The following is a 19067-nucleotide window of genomic DNA, read 5'->3' on the forward strand; positions in this document are numbered from 1 at the left end:
TATGCGCCATGACTCCAGCGCGAAAGCGTCGATCTACGCGTTAAATCGTAGATCGAGCCCTCTAGTCGGCCTTAAACCGGCGTTTCCACCAGCAAGGCATCTACTCGCTGGAAGCCGCGAGGCAATTTATTACCACGCCGGCCTCGCTCGCCCTTGTAGTGCTCAAGGTCGTCAGGGCGCAATGACAACGTGCGCTTGCCGGCCTGGAGCACCAGGGTGGAGCCTTCCGGGATCACGGCGATGTCGGTCACATACTCTTCGCGACTGGCTACCCGGTCTCCTGGAATCCCGATAATCTTGTTGCCCTTGCCTTTGCCCAACTGCGGTAAATCGCTGATCTTGAACACCAGCAAACGCCCTTCGGTGGTCACCGAAGCCAACCAGTTGCTCTCACGATCACCCACTGGCCTTGGCAAGATCACCTTAGCGTTGTTCGGCAGGCTCAACAGCGCCTTGCCCGCCTTGTTCTTGGCCTGCAGGTCTTCACCCTTGACCACGAAACCGTAACCGGCGTCGGAAGCAATGACGTACAGCGAATCATCGTCCGGCAGCAGCACGCACTCGAAGTTCGCCCCCGGTGGCGGCGTGAGGCGCCCGGTCAATGGCTCGCCCTGCCCCCGTGCAGACGGCAGGGTATGGGCCGGCACCGAATAACTGCGCCCCGTCGAGTCGATAAACACTGCGAACTGGTTGGAACGCCCGGCCGCAGCGGTCTTGAAGCCATCACCGGCTTTGTACGAAAGGCCGGTGGCGTCAATATCATGCCCTTTGGCGGAACGAACCCAACCCTTTTCCGACAGAACGACGGTAATTTTCTCGTTAGGCAACAGCTCGGTTTCTGTCAGAGCCTTCGCCTCTGCACGCTCGACGATCGGCGAACGACGGTCATCGCCGTAGGTTTCGGCGTCTTTGATCAGCTCGCTGCGCACCAGCTTCTTGAGCTTGGCTTCGCTGCCCAGCAGTGCTTGCAGCTTGGCTTGCTCCTTGAGCAGCGCGTCTTGCTCGTCGCGCAGCTTCATTTCTTCCAGGCGTGCCAACTGGCGCAAGCGGGTATCGAGGATGTAGTCAGCCTGGATTTCGCTCAGCTCGAAACGCGCGATCAGTTCGGCTTTCGGGTGCTCGGCGGTACGGATGATATGAATCACTTCATCCAGGTTGAGGTAGGCAATCAACAAGCCGTCCAACAGGTGCAGGCGACGCTCGACCTTGTCGAGGCGGAATTGCAGGCGGCGGCGCACGGTCTGCACGCGGAACTCCAGCCACTCCACCAGCAGATTGCGCAGGTTCTTCAACTGCGGCTTGCCGTCCAGGCCAATGATATTGACGTTGACCCGGTAGCTGGACTCCAGGTCGGTGCTGGCAAACAAATGCTGCATCAGCACTTCATGATCCACCCGGCTATTGGTCGGGATGATCACGATGCGGCAAGGGTTCTCGTGGTCGGACTCGTCACGCAGGTCGGCCACTTGGGGCAGTTTCGATGGCTTGGCCTGCATCAATGCGGCGATCTGCTCCAGTACCTTGGCGCCCGACACCTGGTGCGGCAACGCGGTGACAATAATGTCGCCATCTTCAACGTGGTACACGGCGCGCATGCGCACCGAACCCTTGCCGGTTTCGTACATTTTCAGCAGGTCGGCGCGGGGCGTGATGATTTCCGCTTCGGTCGGATAATCCGGGCCCTGGATATGCTCGCAGAGCTGCTCGACCGTAGCCTTGGGCTCATCCAGCAAACGCACGCAGGCGGTGGCGACTTCGCGCAGGTTGTGCGGCGGCACGTCGGTGGCCATGCCGACCGCGATACCGGTGGTGCCATTGAGCAGGATATTCGGCAAACGTGCCGGCAATACCAGGGGCTCATCGAGGGTACCGTCAAAGTTCGGCCCCCAGTTCGCGGTGCCCTGGCCCAATTCGCTCAGCAGTACTTCCGAGTAACGCGACAACCGCGCCTCGGTGTAACGCATGGCGGCGAAGGACTTGGGATCGTCCGGCGCACCCCAGTTACCCTGGCCGTCCACCAGGGTGTAGCGGTAGCTGAACGGCTGCGCCATCAGCACCATGGCTTCATAGCACGCCGAATCGCCGTGGGGGTGGAACTTACCGAGCACGTCACCGACGGTACGCGCCGACTTCTTGTGCTTGGAGTCGGCGTCCAGGCCCAACTCACTCATGGCGTAGATGATGCGCCGCTGTACAGGCTTCAGGCCGTCGCCGATATGCGGCAAGGCACGGTCCATGATCACGTACATGGAGTAGTTGAGGTAGGCATTTTCGGTGAAGTCAGCCAGCGACCGGCGTTCTACGCCATCTAAGCTGTCTGCGAGGATGTCACTCATGCGGGCCTCATCATTGTTGGGTAACGCGTAGCGGAACTGCCGCTGCGCCGGGTCAATTCAAAAAAAGGATGGCTCATGGCTGGGCGCTCCAGCCACCGGCGGGGGCGGCGAAACGATAGACCATAGGGCGTTTTTCACCATCGGCGCGGGGGCCGAAATTATTGTCGATACCGACCCAAGCACCGTCAGCGTCCACCAACAGGGCTTCGGCCAGGCCATAGGGCTGTGGGTAACGCCGCTGCGGCGTAAGGGTCTCCTCGGCAAACGACCAACACAGCTCGACCTTGGCGGTGGCCGTATCGCGCCGGCAAATCTGGAACGCATTGCGCTCCAGGGTAAACAGCTTGCCGTTGAACAGCGCCAGGTCGGCAAAATCCTTGGACACCGCCTTGGCGTTGGTGAACTGCGCCGGTTGCACTTCCTGGCCGGCCTCGCTCAACAGCACACAGGGGCCATCGCAATCCCACACGCTCTGCCCGCGCTTGATCGAGATCAGGCCGCGTCGCTCACGTTCGGCGGCCAGCCAGATCTGATTGCCTTCGGGGCTCACCGCCAGGCCCTCGAACAACGCATTAAAGTGCAGCAACATGCCACTGGCGCGGGCTTCACGCACCATGCCCGGGGCGATTTTCAACCACTCGGGCGCCCCAGTCGCAGGCACCTGTAACACCGCGGCATGAGCTTCGCTGACAATGTAGCGGTTACCCGCGGCATCACAGGTGATGCCTTCAAAATCCAGGTCACCGCCACGAATGAACGAGGCGGCCTTGGTGCGCGAACGCAACCCCCAAGGCAAACCGGATTCAGGCACCGGCGGCACCTCGATCTTCAGCACCTCGGCGTTCCAGGTCGGCGCACCGGTATCCAGACGGTAGATCTGATCGTCATCACGATCGGACACCGTCCACAGCTCCTGGCCACACAGCGCCAGGCCCGAAAGGTTACCGCCGCGCATGCCGTCCACCGGGTGTTCGGACACCAGCTTGAGCTCTGCCACGGGCGCGGCAAGCACCTGGGTGGCCGCCAGCCCGCTCAACATCAGGATCGCCAGGGCGAAGCCTGTGCGCATCAGCCCAGAACCTCGGCCAGGTTGCCTTTGGATTCCAGCCAGGCTTTGCGATCCGGTGCACGCTTCTTGGCCAGCAGCATGTCCATCATTTCCGACGTGCCGGCGAAGTCTTCCAGGGTCAACTGCACCAGGCGCCGGGTGTTCGGGTCCATGGTGGTTTCACGCAGCTGCGGCGGGTTCATTTCGCCCAGGCCCTTGAATCGCGTGACCTGTGGCTTGCCGCGCTTCTTCTCGGCCACCAGGCGGTCGAGGATGCCATCGCGCTCGGCTTCGTCCAGAGCGTAGAAAATTTCCTTGCCCAGGTCGATGCGGTACAGCGGCGGCATCGCGACATAGACGTGACCGGCATCCACCAACGGGCGGAAGTGCTGCACGAACAACGCGCACAGCAGGGTTGCGATGTGCAGGCCGTCGGAGTCGGCGTCGGCGAGGATGCAGATCTTGCCGTAGCGCAACTGGCTCATGTCCGCAGCGCCCGGGTCAACCCCGATAGCCACGGCGATGTTGTGTACTTCCTGGCTGGCGAGCACTTCGCTGCCGTCGACTTCCCAGGTATTGAGGATCTTGCCGCGCAGCGGCAGGATCGCCTGGAATTCCTTGTCCCGCGCTTGCTTGGCAGAACCGCCGGCGGAGTCACCTTCGACCAGGAACAGCTCGGAACGCATCGGGTCCTGCCCGGCGCAATCGGCCAGCTTGCCGGGCAGCGCCGGGCCTTGGGTGATGCGCTTACGCTCGACCTTTTTACTGGCCTTCAGGCGACGGCCGGCGTTGTTGATCGCCAATTCCGCCAGGGCCAGGCCCAATTCCGGGTGCTCGTTGAGCCACAGGCTGAAGGCATCCTTGACCACACCGGAGACAAATGCCGCCGCTTCACGGGACGACAGGCGCTCCTTGGTCTGGCCGGAGAATTGCGGCTCCTGCATCTTCATCGACAGCACGAACGCGATGCGCTCCCACACGTCTTCCGGCGCCAGCTTGACGCCACGCGGTAACAGACTGCGGTATTCGCAGAATTCGCGCATGGCATCCAGCAAGCCTTGGCGCAAACCGTTGACGTGGGTGCCGCCCTGGGCGGTGGGGATCAGGTTGACGTAGCTTTCCTGCACACTGTCGCCACCTTCGGGCAACCACAGCAGCGCCCAGTCGACGGCTTCTTTATTACCGGCCAGGCTGCCGCAGAACGGCTCGTTGGGCAGGCGTTCGAAGTCGCTGACGGAGTCTTCCAGGTAGGAGCGCAGGCCGTCTTCGTAGTGCCACTCGACCTTCTCGCCGGTGCCTTTGTCTTCAAAGCTGACCAGCAAGCCCGGGCACAGCACGGCCTTGGCCTTGAGCACGTGCTTGAGGCGGCTGATGGAGAATTTCGGTGAATCGAAGTATTTAGGGTCTGGCGCAAAGTACACGCTGGTACCGGTGTTGCGCTTGCCAACGCTGCCGACCACTTCCAGGTCGGTGGCTTTATAGCCATCGGCGAAGGTCATCTGGTACTCGTTGCCGTCGCGCTTGACCTTGACCCTGACCTGCGTCGACAGGGCGTTGACCACGGAAATCCCCACACCGTGCAAGCCACCGGAGAACTGGTAGTTCTTGTTGGAGAACTTGCCGCCGGCGTGCAGCTTGGTCAGGATCAGCTCGACGCCCGACACCCCCTCTTCCGGGTGAATGTCCACCGGCATGCCGCGACCATCGTCGGACACTTCCAGGGAGTGGTCGGCATGTAGGATGACTTGTACCGACTTGGCGTGCCCGGCCAAGGCTTCGTCGACGCTGTTGTCGATGACTTCCTGGGCAAGGTGATTCGGCCGACTGGTGTCGGTGTACATACCGGGACGTTTGCGCACCGGGTCGAGGCCCGAGAGGACTTCGATGGCGTCGGCGTTATAAGAGCTAGCGCTGGGAGTGGCCATGGGGTCTCGTCGTGAGTCGTTCGATTAAAAAGTGACCTGCGATTTTCTACAGTGACGAAAAATCGAAGGATTGATACTGATCTGCGCCAATGCCGGCAAAGCTCAACAATGCCGGCAATTGCTGGGCGAACCCTTGGTAACCATGGTCGCCACCGGCCTGGATGCGCAAGGCACAAGCCCGGTAGTACTGTTGGGCGAGGCGATAATCCAAGGTTTCATCCCCGGTCTGCAACCACACCTGATAACGCGCTGCGTCCTGGGGTGCGGGTACTTCCAGCTCGGCCAGCGCCGCAACGTGGTCGTGGGTCAACTCCCAGGTCTCATCGGTGTAGAGGTTCTTCTGGGTCCCCAGGTAACCGTCGAACATCCGATGGGGGCTGACCGCAGGGTTGACCAGCAGCGCCTTGAGGCCATGGCGTTCGGCAAGATGGGTTGCATAGTAGCCGCCGAGCGAGCTGCCGACCAGCAGGGGCCGCCCCAGTTGGTCAATGGCCTGCTCCAATTGAGGAATAGCCTGACGCGGGTGGTGATGCAGCGCCGGCACACGCAGCTGGTCGGCCAGGCCGAGGGTGCCCATCACGGTGATCAACTGACTCGCCTTGTTGGAGGCCGGTGCACTGTTGAAACCGTGGATATACAGGATCGAAGCGGACATGCCGGGCTCTCCGTGCGTGGGCCAAAGAGCCGCAGTTTACAGGGATCGAGGCCAGGTGTGAGCACCCGATCTTCCAGACACCGCAGAACCCATGTGGGAGGGGGCTTGCCCTCGATGGCGGTGGATCAGTCACAGCTATTGGTGCTGACACACCGCTATCGGGGGCAAGCCCCCTCCCACATTCAGTAGCCGTTGCTGCCGTAGTCCACGGTAAAAGCGAAGCCTTCGACCCGCTCCACTCCGGTCTCCAACCGTCCGTCGGCATGCAAGCGCAGCCAGCGATAACCTGGCGCTTGCTCGCTGACCTGGAAATCCTCGCTGTCCGGCGCGAACTGGATACAGGTGGACGGCGAAGCCAGCAACCGCACTCCGTTACGCTCGCTGTCGATCTCCTGGTGCACGTGCCCCCAGAGCAGCGCCCGAACCTGGGGGAAGCGGTCGAGCACGGCGAACAGCGCCTCGGGGTTGCGCAGGCCGATAGGTTCCATCCACGCACAACCGATGGACACCGGATGATGGTGGAAGCACACCAGATGATGGCGGCTCGGCGCTTCACTCAGGGCCTGGGCGAGCAGCTGCAATTGTTGGTCCTGCAAATAACCAGGCACCGAGCCGGGCACAGCGGAGTCCAGCAGGGTAATGCGCCAGTTGCCGATGTCGACCACCGGCTCAAGCAAATCACTGTTCACGGCGGCCCGGGCCATGACTTGCGGCTCGTCATGATTACCCGGGATCCAGCGCGCCGGCGCGCCAATCCGCCGGGTCATGTCACGAAACTGCTGGTAGGACTCGAGCGTGCCGTCCTGGGACAGGTCACCGGTGGCCAGCACCAGATCGACCTGCGGCTGTTGCTCGCGCACCAACTCGATCACCCGCTGCAGGCTCTCGCGGGTATTCATGCCCAGCAGCGTAGTGTCCGCCTCGGCAAACAGATGGCTGTCGGACAAATGCACCAACAACGCGCTGGCATCGGGTTTCACGTTGGATACGCTCGGCAAGGCGCTCTCCCAAGGCAATCACTGGAATGGATAGGTGGTGCGATTATGCTAGGGCAGGACACAAAGAGGAAAGCAGAGGAAGCAGACGCCGTTCACATCTACCGCACGACTTCGAACTCATGGCCCAAGGCCAGGCAGTGGCTCAGCCATTCACCGAGGAACACATTGAGCTGTGCTTTCTCATCGGGTTGGTGCATGAACACATTCGGGTAAGGATAGATGCTGCGAAAGCGTCGTGCATGTTCGGCGCTGACCACTTCGGCCATACGCGCGTCGTGGTACACCTGCACTTCCAATTGCGGTACCGGCAGCCACGGCAGGCTGTGCTCCTGGCGAACACGCAGTGTGGTCGTATACGGGCAAGTGAGGATGACTTCCAGGGTCAGCACACCGAGCATCTGGTCCCCATGGGTCACGGCGATACGCCGCGCCTCGGGGGTGTGGCGCATGTCGGGGAGCAGGCGCATCAGCCGCGCATAGTTGGCCTCGCAGGCGGCTTGCAGCCCGACAAGATCAACTCGATAACGTTCACGTGCCTTTACTGCCATAACCCCCTCACTTCCGCGCGGTTAAGCGCAAGCCATTGCAGGGCGATGATGCTGGCTGCATTGGAAATTTTGCCGTCACGGACCGCTTGCAAGGCATCTTCGAAGGCCCAGGCGGTGACGCGGATATCTTCTGCCTCTTCTTCCAATCCATGGACGCCACCCGCGCCCGAGCTGTCGCAACGGCCCAGGTACAGGTGGACAAATTCGGTACTGCCGCCGGGCGATGGGAAGTACTTGGTGATCGGCCACAGCGCGGAGAATGTCAGCCCAGCTTCCTCCTCGGCCTCGCGGTGTGCAACCTCCTCCGGTTGCTCGTCCTTGTCAATCAGGCCGGCGACCATTTCCACCAGCCACGGGTTATCGGCGCGGCCCATGGCGCCGACGCGGAACTGTTCGATCAGCACCACCTCATCGCGCTGCGGGTCATAGGGCAACACGCACACGGCGTCATGACGAACGAAGACTTCGCGGTTGATCACCCGGCTCATGCCGCCGTCGAACTTCTCGTGGCGCAGTTGCACGCAGTCCAACTTGTAGAAGCCCTGATAGGCATTATCGCGCTGAACAATCTCGATCTTGTTCGGCGTGGACTTCGCGATGTCCGTCATGTTCTTCCTCGTTATGCTGATGCAATTGGCGCCATCCTAACGCGCCATTGCCCGTTGATGCAGCCCCTTTCCGGTTGCCGGGACATGCGGCGGGCGTCAAACTCACCCTCATCAGTCTAGTGGCGAACTGACTGCCTTGTTGGCAGTCCAAGCGCTACTCTTTTTCGCTTTCCACCGATTTACGAAGGACACACATGTCGCTTTTAAGAATCGCCTCCGTGGCCTGTATTGCCTTGACCCTGGGTGCTTGCCAGAGCCTGTTCCAACCCGGCCACCTCAAGCCGCTGGACACCACCACCGACAAAACGGAACAGATCAAGCCAGGCTGCGATAGCCCTGACTGCCCGCTGGTGAACATCGACACCCTGCACTTCCCTACCGAGCCGCAACTCGACACCCTGGTAGAGCAACGCCTGCTGCAAATGACCCGCACTACGCCGGGCGCTGCCGTGCCGGCCACCCTGAATGCCTATCGGGACAAGTTTTTGCGTGAATCTGCGAACCGCCACAGCATGTACTTGCAGGCCAAGGTACGTGAGCAACATGACGCACTGGTGATCATCGAAGTGTCCAGCTACCTGGACACCGGCGTCGCCCACGGCGAGCCGGGGCGTGGCTTCATCAATTATTCACGCCTGCTTCATAAAGAGCTGAGCCTGGCCGATATGCTGCTGCCTGGCCAGGAACAGGCGTTTTGGAATACCGCGAAGGTCGCCCACAACACCTGGCTGATCAACTCGCAGATGGACCGCGACCCGGAATTCGTGAAGAACTGGCCGTTCCAGAAAACCCCGAACGTCGCCCTGACCAGCAGCGGCGTAGTGCTCAAGTACAACGTCGCCACCATCGCCCCTTACGCCATGGGGCTGATCGAAATGACCATCCCTTATGCGCGCCTCAGCGGTGTGATCAAGCCTGAACTGGTGCCCGCACGCCGCTGAAGGCCCGGCCCAGGATCAGTTGCAACAGCCCTGCCAGCACCAGTGCCGGCAGGGTCGCGCCGACGTCCGGATACAGGTTGGCCAACAGATGATAAGTGGCGATGCCGCCCAGCCAGGCCAGCAATGCCGTCCAGCGCAATAGCGTGACGGCGCCCGGGGCACGGCGACGCAAGATGAAGTGATCCACCAGCACCACGCCGAATAACGGTGCAAACACTGAGCCGATCAGCAACAGGAAGTTCTGGTACTGCGCCAACGGCGCCAGGCAGGCGATCAAGGTGCAGATCACGCCAATCGCCAACGCCAGGTGCTCGACCTTCAAGCGCAACAGCATCCCGCTGGACACCGCCGCCGAGTGAATATCGGCAAAGGCGTTTTCTGATTCATCCAACAGGATCAGTAACAGTGGAATCCCCAGGCCCGCGCCAGCCAGGGCCAACAGCAACGCGTTGACTTCACCGCTCGGCGCAAACGCCAGGGTGTAGGCCACGCCCAGGCTCATCAGCCAGAAATTACCGATAAAGAACCCCAGTGCCGTGCCGCCGAACACGCTTTTCGCACGTTTGCCGAAACGTGAGTAATCGGCAATCAGCGGCAGCCAGGACAACGGCATGGCAATGGCAATATCGAACCCCACCGCAAACGGCATCGAGCCGTCACCGGCTTGAGCCCAGAGGGCGGCGAGGTCGGCTTTGGCAAACAGGTTCCAGGTCAGCCACAGGCAAGCGGCGAGCAGCAGCCAGATGCCCCATTTGCGCAGGATTTGCCGCACAAACGTCAGCGGCCCGCTGACCGCCAGCAAGGTCGCCAGGCCACCGAAAAACAGCGTCCACAGCAAGGGGGACGCCAGCAGGCTACCTTCGCTGAACGCCCGCGTACCGAGCAAGCTGGCGGCGTCGCGCATCACGATGATCTCGAAAGAGCCCCAGCCGATCAATTGCAGCAGGTTCAACAGCGCCGGCAGGCTGGCGCCCCGGGCACCGAGGCTGAGCTTGAGCGCAGCCATGGCTGACAGACCGGTGTCACTGCCGATCACGCCGACCGCAGCCAGCAACAGCACACCGACCGACGTGCCGAGAAAAATCGCCAGCAACGCGCCAGACAAGCCCAGACCCGGCGCGAGCAGGGCACCGGTTTGCAGGACCATCAGGCCAATGCCGAGGGAGAACCACAGGGAGAACAGGTCGCGGGTGCCAAATACTCTTTCGTCGGCAGGCACTGCGATGTCGGGGGAGTAGGTGCTGGGTTGAAGGCTCAAGGGTGGTATCTCTGAGGGGCACTTGTTGTTTGGAAGATCGCTTTCGCGAGCAAGCCCGCTCCCACAATTTGAATGTATTCACAGATCAAAATGTGGGAGCGGGCTTGCTCGCGAAGAGGCCAGTGCAGGCGCCTGCGATCCCGGTTCAGACCTTCTTGTAGAGCTGGCTACCTTCCTGCTTGAACCGCTCCGCCTGTTCCGCCAAACCCTTGGCCACGTCCACATCCACCGCCTCAATGCGCTGGTTGGCCGCGTACTCACGCACTTCCTGGGTGATTTTCATCGAGCAGAACTTCGGCCCGCACATGGAGCAGAAATGCGCGACCTTGGCCGAATCCTTCGGCAAGGTTTCATCGTGGTAGGAACGTGCGGTGTCCGGGTCCAGGCCAAGGTTGAACTGGTCTTCCCAGCGGAACTCGAAGCGCGCCTTGCTCAAGGCGTTATCGCGGATCTGCGCGCCCGGATGGCCTTTGGCGAGATCGGCTGCGTGTGCGGCGATCTTGTAGGTGATGATCCCGGTCTTCACGTCATCCTTGTTCGGCAAGCCCAAGTGTTCCTTGGGCGTGACGTAGCAGAGCATGGCGCAACCGAACCAGCCGATCATCGCCGCACCGATACCCGACGTGATGTGGTCGTAACCTGGTGCAATGTCAGTGGTCAATGGGCCGAGGGTGTAGAACGGTGCCTCGTCACAGCACTCCAGCTGCTTGTCCATGTTCTCTTTGATCAACTGCATCGGCACATGGCCTGGGCCTTCGATCATCGTTTGCACGTCATGCTTCCAGGCGATCTTGGTCAGTTCGCCAAGGGTTTCCAGCTCACCAAATTGCGCGGCGTCGTTGGCATCGGCAATCGAGCCTGGGCGCAGGCCATCGCCGAGGGAGAAGCTGACGTCATAGGCCTTCATGATTTCGCAGATTTCGTCGAAATGCGTGTAGGTGAAGTTCTCTTTGTGATGCGCCAGGCACCACTTGGCCATGATCGAGCCGCCACGCGAGACGATGCCGGTGACGCGTTTGGCGGTCAGTGGCACGTAGCGCAGCAACACGCCGGCGTGGATGGTGAAGTAGTCCACGCCCTGCTCGGCCTGTTCGATCAAGGTGTCGCGGAACAGCTCCCAGGTCAGGTCTTCGGCGGCGCCGCCGACTTTTTCCAGGGCCTGGTAGATCGGCACGGTACCGATCGGCACTGGCGAATTGCGGATGATCCACTCGCGGGTTTCATGGATGTGCTTGCCGGTGGACAGGTCCATGACGGTGTCCGAGCCCCAGCGAATGCCCCAGGTCAGTTTCGCCACTTCTTCTTCAATGGACGAGCCCAACGCACTGTTGCCGATATTGCCGTTGATCTTCACCAGGAAGTTACGGCCGATGATCATCGGTTCCAGTTCGGTGTGGTTGATGTTGGCCGGAATGATCGCTCGGCCACGGGCGATTTCTTCGCGCACGAACTCTGGGGTGATGATTTTCGGCACGCTGGCGCCGAAGCTGTGGCCGGCGTGCTGCTGGTCCAGCAGGCCGCTGGCGCGGGCCTCCTCCAGCTTCATGTTTTCGCGGATGGCGACGTACTCCATCTCGGCGGTAATGATGCCTTTGCGCGCGTAGTGCATCTGCGTGACGTTAGCACCGGCCTTGGCGCGACGCGGGTTCTTCACATGGGCAAAGCGCAAGGCGGTCAATTCGGCATCGCTCAGGCGCTGTTGGCCGAAGTGCGAGCTCAGGCCAGACAGGCGCTCGGTGTCGCCCCGGGATTCGATCCAGGGCGAGCGTACATCGCCTAAACCTTTGCGCACGTCGATGATGACATTGGGGTCGGTATACGGGCCGGAGGTGTCGTAGACGACCACGGGCGCGTTGATTTCACCGCCAAAATCGGTGGGAGTCACATCCAGGCTGATTTCGCGCATCGGCACACGAATGTCCGGGCGAGTACCTGGTACGTAGATTTTCTGCGAGCGGGTAAACGGCTGCACGGAACCAGAGTCGACCTTGGCCGATTCACTCAGGTGCACGGTATTTTTTAGTTTTGTACTTTTCAGTTCAGTGCTCATCACGGGCTCTCCAACTTATCCAGGCGGTGGATTTTTGTCGGAGCGAACCTGTGACGGATGGACGCACTGAAACCAGTGCTGTGCTCGGTACTGGAGGATTGTTCGATGGTCGAACAACATCCCGGACGAAGCACAAGAGGACTCGCCGGGTGACGAGAAATCTTGTTCCCTACGCAGGCGCTAACCTGATCAGGTTCAACGGGATCCGGTATTTACCGATCTCAGCCTTCCAACAAGGCACCCCGACAAGAACGCGGCCAGTCTAGACCATGGCGCAGGCAAATTGCCAATAGCGGTGCATTCAGCGTGATGAATGGCGTGATTACGGGATTGTTGCGCCGGGTCAGCAACACTACACTCGGTTGCCGCCACAATGCTTGACGCCAGGATTGGCCAGCCTTAGCCTTGGGCGCTAAATTATTGCCGTAATATTCACACTAGGGATCGCCTCATGCTGCGCAAACTTTCACTGGCTCTTGCCGTGTCTTGTGCGACCAACGGAATGGTCTGGGCAGCTGAAGCGCCCTTGTCCGCCCGCACCGACCTGGTCAGCGTCTATCAGGAAGCGGCGAACAACAACGCCGACCTGGCCGCCGCCCGCGCCCAATACGGCGCGCAAAAAGAAGTGGTGCCCCAGGCCCGCGCCGGGCTGCTGCCAAACCTGTCGGCCGGTGCCGACAGCAATAACGTGCGCACCCAGATCGACCAGCCGGCCGCCACGGCCAACCGGGACGCCCACTCATGGCGCGCCACCCTGAGCCAGCCGCTGTTTCGCGCCGATCGCTGGTTCCAACTGCAAGCCGCCGAAGCCGTCAACGAGCAAGCCTCGCTGCAACTGTCGGCCACCGAACAGAACCTGATTTTGCAAAGTGCCGAGAGCTACTTCGCCGTGCTGCGCGCCCAGGACAACCTGGCCTCGACCAAGGCCGAAGAAAATGCCTTCAAGCGCCAGCTCGACCAGTCCAACGAACGCTTTGACGTGGGCCTGTCGGACAAGACCGACGTGCTGCAATCCCAGGCCAGCTACGACACGGCCCGGGCCAACCGCATCGTTGCCCAGCGCCAGGTAGACGACGCCTTTGAAGCGCTGATTACCCTGACCAACCGTCAATACAACTCGATCCAGGGCATCGTCCATACCCTGCCGGTACTGCCGCCGGCGCCAAACGACGCCAAGGCCTGGGTCGAAACCGCCGGTCGCCAGAACCTCAACCTGCTGGCCAGCAACTATGCGGTGACCGCCGCCGAAGAAACCCTGCGGCAACGCAAGGCCGGGCACTTACCGACGCTCGACGCCGTCGCGCAATACGAAAAAGGTGACAACGACGCCCTGGGTTTCAGCAACCCCAACCAGTTGCCCATCCCGTACGGCGGTGATGTGTCACAACGCACCATCGGCCTGCGATTGAACATCCCGATCTACAGCGGTGGCCTCACCAGCTCGCAAGTGCGCGAATCCTATTCACGCCTGGACCAGACCGAACAGCAACGTGAGGGTCTGCGCCGCCAGGTGGTAGAAAACACTCGAAACCTGCACCGTGCGGTGAATACCGATGTGGAACAGGTACAGGCACGCCGCCAGTCGATCATCTCCAACCAGAGCGCAGTGGAAGCCACGGAAATCGGCTATCAGGTGGGCACGCGCAACATCGTCGACGTGCTGGACTCACAGCGCCAGCTGTACTCGTCGGTGCGTAACTACAACAACAGCCGCTACGACTACATCCTCGACAACCTGCGCTTGAAACAGGCAGCGGGCACGCTGAACCCAGGGGACCTGCAAGACCTGGCGCGCTACCTCAAGGCGGACTACAACCCGGACAAGGACTTCCTGCCACCGGACCTGGTCAAGGCCGCCGCCGAACAGCTCAAGGCCCGCCCCGGTTATTAAGCTCACCGCATAACCAATGTGGGAGGGGGCTTGCTCCCGATAGCGCTGTGTCAGTCGCCCAATAGGTTGGCTGACCCACTGCCATCGGGAGCAAGCCCCCTCCCACATTTGATGGGCGCTGGGTCAGTGAGCGATCAATCTTTCCAAACCGTCCAAAAGGCGTTTTAACGCACCCTGGTTGGCCTGCATCACTTTCAACCCCGCCTGCGCCATCCTGTGTGCATCCTGCGGCAGCTCGAAAAGCTGCCGCACCGCTTCGGCCAAACCGTCTGCATCATCCACCTCTCGCAACGCCCCGGCGTCGCGCATCATCGCGGTGATTTCGAGAAAGTTGAACAGGTGCGGCCCCATGATCACCGGCTTACCCAGCGCCGCCGGCTCCAGCGGATTGTGCCCACCGGTCGGCACCAGGCTGCCGCCGACAAAAGCGCTGTCGGCCAAGGCGTAGAGAAACAACAACTCGCCCATGGTGTCGCCAAGCAACACTGAGGTTTGCGCGGTAACTGGCTCGCCACTGGAGCGACGTACCGTGGCAAAGCCCTGCTGCACGCAACGCTCAAACGTCGGGCCGAAGCGTTCCTGGTGGCGTGGCACCAAAATCAGCAAGGCGTTGGGGTAGCTGGCGAGCAATTGGCGATGGGCCGCAAGCACCACTTCATCTTCGCCTTCGTGGGTACTGGCCGCGATCCACACTGGCCGCTCGCTGGCGCCCCATTGTTCGCGCAAGGCGGCGGCGCGCTCCGGCAGTTGCGGATCGATGGTCAGGTCGAACTTGATCGAGCCGGTAACCTCCACGGTTTCAGGGCGCGCGCCCAGGCTGCGAAAACGCTCGGCCTCGGTTTCAGTCTGCACAGCGAACAGACTCATTTGCGAGAGCATGGGCGCCGTCAACTTGGCGAAACGTGCATAACCCTTGGCCGAACGCGCCGACAACCGTGCATTGGCCAGCGCCACCGGGATGCCGCGCCGGGCGCAGGCATGGATATGGTTGGGCCACAGCTCGGTTTCCATGATCACTGCCAGCTTGGGCTGCACACGGTCGAGAAAACGCTTGGCGGCGCAGGGCAAATCGTACGGCAGGTAGCAGTGCTGGATGCGCGGTTCGTTGGCGAACAGCGCCTGGATACGCTCCGAACCGGTGGGCGTCATGCAGGTGACGGTGATCGGCAGCTGTGGATAACGTTCCAGCAAACCGCGAATCATCGGCGCGGCAGCAATGCTTTCGCCCACCGACACGGCATGCACCCAAATGCCGCCGGGGCGCATCTGCGGCAGGCCATAGGAAAACCGCTCGCCAACACGCGTTGCATAGGCCGGCGCCTTGCGCGCACGCAACCACAGACGTAAGGCCACCAACGGCAGCGCCAGGTAAAACAGACAGCTGTAGAGAGTTCTATTCATGGCGGCGGAGTTTATCGGCTTTTTCAGTCGATCGCCTGCAAGCACTCGGCAAAACGTTTGGCCAGGAAACGGGCGGCGGGCCCAAGGTGTTCATCGCGGCGCCATACCAACTCCACCACCAGCGCCGGCGGCGTCCATTCGCTGGCCAATTCGACCATCTGTTGTTGGTAGGTCGGGTATTGCACGATATGCCGAGGCAACCAGGCCCAGCCCAGGCCGCTCATCAACCATTCGGCCAATACATAGAAGCTGTCGGCGCGCCACACCAGTGGGCTGGCCGCTTCGCTGCCGGGGTAGACGCTGGTCTGGGTCGACATCAGCAACTGCCGATACTGGGCCAAATGTTGGCACGTCACGTACTGCTCCTTGGCCAGCGGGTGATTCACGCCGCACACCGTGACCATTTCCACACTGCCCACCACCCGCCGCTCCAGAGCCTCGGGGATTTGATCGTGGTAGAACAACAGCCCCAAGTCTGCCTTGCGCTCCACCAGCTTGCGCGCTACATCGCCCTGGGCGGCGCTGGACAGCTGCACTTCCAGCAGCGGGTATTGCACCGCCAGCACCTCGAGGCTATCGAGCACCGGCTGGAACAACATCGCTTCATCCTGGGCCAGGCGCAGGCAGGCTTCCTCGCCGCGGGTCAACGACAGCGCCCGGCCGTTGAGCCGCTCGCACTGGCGCAGCACTTCACGCGCTTCCTCCAGTAACACGCTGCCAGCCTCGGTCAAACTCGGCTGGCGGCCGCTGCTACGCTCAAACAGGCTTACGCCCAAGTCCGCTTCCAGCAAGGCGATTGCATTGCTGATCGCAGATTGTGCCTTGCGCTGACCGCGGGCTACGGCCGAAAACGAACGCTGCTCGGCGACGCTGACAAACAGGCGCATCTGTTCCAGGTTCCACTGCACGCTCATGGCTCAACCTATCTCCATTACAGATAGGTAATGACTTTACCCCATCTGGCAAACGACTAGAATGCCGACCTTATCGAGCACCTAACACACCGAGGATTACCCCATGAATGCCGCCTATATTTACCTGGCCATTGCCATTTGCTCGGAAGTGGTCGCGACCGTCTCCATGAAAGCGGTCAAGGGCTTGAGCACACCGATCCCGCTACTGCTGATGATAGTGGGTTATGGCGTAGCGTTCTGGATGCTTACCCTGGTGGTGCGCACCGTGCCGGTGGGCGTGGCCTACGCGGTCTGGGCAGGGCTGGGGATTGTGATGGTCAGTGTTGCAGCGCTGTTCATCTACGGGCAAAAGCTGGATGTACCGGCGATGCTGGGCATGGCCCTGATTGTGCTGGGCGTGGTGGTGATTCAGCTGTTCTCGAAAACCGTCGGGCACTGACCGCTCCTCAACAGCCTGTATACTGCGCCTCTTGTCTTGAACACTGAGGTCGCCGATGCCATCCGTTATTTCCACCGACGTTCTGATTGTCGGCGCCGGGGTTGCCGGCCTCTGGCTCAATGCGCGCCTGCGCCGCCAGGGGTTTGCCACGGTGCTGGTGGAAAGCGCCACCCTGGGCGGCGGGCAAAGTGTGAAGTCCCAGGGGATCATTCACGGCGGTGCGAAATACGCCCTGCATGGCGCCCTCACCGGCGCCTCCGAAGCCATTGCCGACATGCCGCGCCGCTGGCGTGAAGCCCTCACAGGCAGCGGCGAGTTGGACCTGTCCGGCGTACGCCTGCTGTCCCAAGCCCATTACCTGTGGTCGCCGGGCACTCTCGCCGGCAACCTCACCAGCTTCTTCGCCAGCAAGGCCGTGCGTGGCCGCGTCGATCAGGTCAAGGGCGACGAGCTTCCTCCTGCCCTGCAAGACCGCCGCTTCAAGGGCAAGGTCTATCGCCTGGCGGAATTGGTGGTAGACGTGCCGAGCCTGATCGAACGCCTGGCGCAATTAGCGGGTGACGGCTTGCTCGCTGGCCAGCATATCGAACCGCTACGAGACGGTGACACGCTGGTGGGCTTGAAGGTCGATGGCCGTGAAATTCGGGCCCAGCGCATTGTATTGAGCGCCGGCGCTGGCACCGCTGACTTGCTCACGGCCCTGGGCCTGAGCCAGCCGGCCATGCAAACTCGCCCGCTGCACATGATCATCGCCAAAGGCCCGGGCCTCAAGCCGCTGTACGCCCATTGCCTGGGTGGCGGTACCAAGCCGCGCATCACCGTGACCACCCACCCGGCTGCCGACGGCAATTGGGTGTGGTACATGGGCGGCGATATCGCCGAGGCGGATGGCGTAGCGCGCACACCTGAAGAACAAATTGCCACCGCCCAGAAAGAGCTGGCGCAACTGCTGCCCTGGATCGACATGAGCCAGACCCAGTGGGCTACCCTGCGGGTGGATCGCGCCGAGCCGCTGCAATCGGGGCTGACGCGTCCCGACAACGCCTTCCTCGCCGAAGACGGCCGCCTGTTGGTGGGTTGGCCGACCAAACTGGCCCTGGCGCCGGACTTCGCCGACCGTGTACTCAACGCCCTCGAGCGCGACGGCATCCGCCCCAGCGCCAGCGCCCCACTGCCCGACCTGCCAAAACCAGCTATCGGCCAACCTGCCTGGGAGCATTTGTTGCCATGAGCCTGCCAACCCTGCACGACTTGCATCGCCCACTGGGCAGCACTGGCCTGCTGGTATCACCGCTGGGCCTGGGCACCGTCAAGCTGGGCCGCGACCAGGGGGTGAAATACCCCAACGGCTTTCAGATCCCTGGCGACGACGAGGCGCGGATGCTGTTGCGCCAGGCGCGCGAGCTGGGCATCAACCTGATCGACACCGCGCCGGCCTATGGCATGAGCGAAGAGCGCCTGGGCCCACTGCTGCGTGACCAACGCAAGGACTGGGTGATCGTCAGCAAAGTCGGCGAAGAGTTTGTTAACGGCGTATCTCATCACGATTTCAGCGCAGCCCATACGCGGATGTCGATCGAACGCAGCCTGAAACGCCTTGAAACGGACTTTATCGATCTGGTGCTGGTGCATTCCGACGGCAACGACTTGCATATCCTCAATGATTGCGAGGTTTACCAGACCCTGGCGGAGCTGAAGCAAGAAGGCAAGATTCGCGGTTTCGGCTTCTCCGGCAAAACCGTGGAAGGCGGCGTAAAGGCGTTGGAACAGGGTGACTGCGCGATGGTCACCTACAACCTCAACGAACAGGCTGAGAAAGCCGTGATCGATTATGCGGCAGCCCATGGCAAGGGCATCCTGGTGAAAAAAGCCCTGGCCAGCGGCCACGTGTGCCTGGAGCCAGGAATGGATCCAATTCATGCCAGTTTCATGTTGTTGTTTGCGCAAACGGGCGTCGCCAGTGCTATTGTCGGGACCATTAATCCGCTGCACCTGGCCCATAACGTGGCGACCGCTGCCCGGGTCATCCGTCAACTCTGATGCCGCCGACGCGGC

The 19067-nt window shown here is 61.5% G+C and carries 16 protein-coding genes and 1 riboswitch; of the genes, 5 read left to right on the forward strand and 11 right to left on the reverse strand.

What is annotated here, in order from left to right; all coding sequences use genetic code 11:
• Positions 1-71 precede the first annotated feature (71 nt).
• From parC to FRT59_RS14720, 7 genes are all read right to left on the reverse strand, one after another.
• A complete protein-coding gene (gene parC, locus FRT59_RS14690; RefSeq protein WP_034117426.1) occupies positions 72-2336 on the reverse strand; it encodes a DNA topoisomerase IV subunit A in 2265 nt (754 codons plus the stop codon).
• Positions 2337-2409: 73 nt separating this feature from the next.
• Positions 2410-3405, reverse strand: coding sequence for an esterase-like activity of phytase family protein (locus FRT59_RS14695; protein ID WP_034117425.1), 996 nt, complete (start codon positions 3403-3405; stop codon positions 2410-2412).
• Positions 3405-5309 carry a DNA topoisomerase IV subunit B gene (parE, locus tag FRT59_RS14700; protein WP_034117424.1) on the reverse strand — a complete coding sequence of 635 codons (1905 nt, stop codon included), beginning with the start codon at positions 5307-5309 and terminating at the stop codon, positions 3405-3407. The genes FRT59_RS14695 and parE overlap by 1 nt, the downstream gene beginning before the upstream one ends.
• A 46-nt stretch (positions 5310-5355) precedes the next feature.
• Positions 5356-5964: a YqiA/YcfP family alpha/beta fold hydrolase gene (locus FRT59_RS14705; protein WP_153838730.1), complete on the reverse strand. Its 609-nt coding sequence runs from the start codon at positions 5962-5964 to the stop codon at positions 5356-5358.
• 182 nt (positions 5965-6146) lie between these two features.
• Positions 6147-6962, reverse strand: coding sequence for a 3',5'-cyclic-AMP phosphodiesterase (gene cpdA, locus FRT59_RS14710; RefSeq protein WP_153871539.1), 816 nt, complete (start codon positions 6960-6962; stop codon positions 6147-6149).
• Between the two features lie 98 nt (positions 6963-7060).
• Positions 7061-7510 (reverse strand): DUF1249 domain-containing protein, encoded by a 450-nt coding sequence (locus FRT59_RS14715; protein WP_153871540.1) that lies wholly within the window; start codon positions 7508-7510, stop codon positions 7061-7063.
• Positions 7501-8118, reverse strand: coding sequence for an NUDIX domain-containing protein (locus FRT59_RS14720; protein WP_034117420.1), 618 nt, complete (start codon positions 8116-8118; stop codon positions 7501-7503). Before FRT59_RS14720 ends, FRT59_RS14715 begins: the two co-directional genes overlap by 10 nt.
• A gap of 194 nt (positions 8119-8312) precedes the next feature.
• On the opposite strand from FRT59_RS14720, the gene FRT59_RS14725 reads away from it, so the two are divergent.
• On the forward strand, positions 8313-9059 hold the full coding sequence (locus FRT59_RS14725) for an RsiV family protein (protein ID WP_153838728.1): 747 nt from the start codon (positions 8313-8315) through the stop codon (positions 9057-9059).
• On the opposite strand, the gene cytX is transcribed toward FRT59_RS14725, so the two are convergent.
• The gene (gene cytX / locus FRT59_RS14730) at positions 9028-10317 is read right to left on the reverse strand and encodes a putative hydroxymethylpyrimidine transporter CytX (RefSeq protein ID WP_153871541.1); all 1290 of its coding nucleotides are present in this window, start codon (positions 10315-10317) and stop codon (positions 9028-9030) included. The two genes, FRT59_RS14725 and cytX, sit on opposite strands and share 32 nt — an antisense overlap.
• A 145-nt stretch (positions 10318-10462) precedes the next feature.
• Positions 10463-12367: a phosphomethylpyrimidine synthase ThiC gene (gene thiC / locus FRT59_RS14735; protein ID WP_153838726.1), complete on the reverse strand. Its 1905-nt coding sequence runs from the start codon at positions 12365-12367 to the stop codon at positions 10463-10465.
• Positions 12368-12516: 149 nt separating this feature from the next.
• A riboswitch (TPP riboswitch) is annotated at positions 12517-12622 on the reverse strand.
• Positions 12623-12818: 196 nt separating this feature from the next.
• Between thiC and FRT59_RS14740 the strand changes: the two genes are divergently transcribed.
• Positions 12819-14258, forward strand: a complete 1440-nt coding sequence (locus FRT59_RS14740; RefSeq protein ID WP_153871542.1) for a TolC family outer membrane protein — start codon at positions 12819-12821, stop codon at positions 14256-14258.
• A 123-nt stretch (positions 14259-14381) separates the two neighbouring features.
• On the opposite strand, the gene waaA is transcribed toward FRT59_RS14740, so the two are convergent.
• Positions 14382-15659 carry a lipid IV(A) 3-deoxy-D-manno-octulosonic acid transferase gene (gene waaA / locus FRT59_RS14745; protein WP_034117415.1) on the reverse strand — a complete coding sequence of 426 codons (1278 nt, stop codon included), beginning with the start codon at positions 15657-15659 and terminating at the stop codon, positions 14382-14384.
• Between the two features lie 23 nt (positions 15660-15682).
• On the reverse strand, positions 15683-16573 hold the full coding sequence (locus tag FRT59_RS14750; RefSeq protein WP_153871543.1) for a LysR family transcriptional regulator: 891 nt from the start codon (positions 16571-16573) through the stop codon (positions 15683-15685).
• 103 nt (positions 16574-16676) lie between these two features.
• Between FRT59_RS14750 and FRT59_RS14755 the strand changes: the two genes are divergently transcribed.
• Genes FRT59_RS14755 through FRT59_RS14765 form a run of 3 tightly spaced genes read left to right on the forward strand, consistent with a single transcriptional unit; the run spans position 16677 to position 19052 of the window.
• Positions 16677-17012, forward strand: a complete 336-nt coding sequence (locus FRT59_RS14755) for a DMT family transporter (RefSeq protein WP_034117413.1) — start codon at positions 16677-16679, stop codon at positions 17010-17012.
• Between the two features lie 55 nt (positions 17013-17067).
• A complete protein-coding gene (locus tag FRT59_RS14760) occupies positions 17068-18243 on the forward strand; it encodes an NAD(P)/FAD-dependent oxidoreductase (RefSeq protein WP_153871544.1) in 1176 nt (391 codons plus the stop codon).
• The gene (locus FRT59_RS14765) at positions 18240-19052 is read left to right on the forward strand and encodes an aldo/keto reductase (RefSeq protein WP_034117411.1); all 813 of its coding nucleotides are present in this window, start codon (positions 18240-18242) and stop codon (positions 19050-19052) included. The genes FRT59_RS14760 and FRT59_RS14765 overlap by 4 nt, the downstream gene beginning before the upstream one ends.
• The last annotated feature ends 15 nt before the right edge of the window (positions 19053-19067 follow it).

It is taken from the genome of Pseudomonas haemolytica (assembly GCF_009659625.1).
GTDB classification, from domain to species: domain Bacteria; phylum Pseudomonadota; class Gammaproteobacteria; order Pseudomonadales; family Pseudomonadaceae; genus Aquipseudomonas; species Aquipseudomonas haemolytica.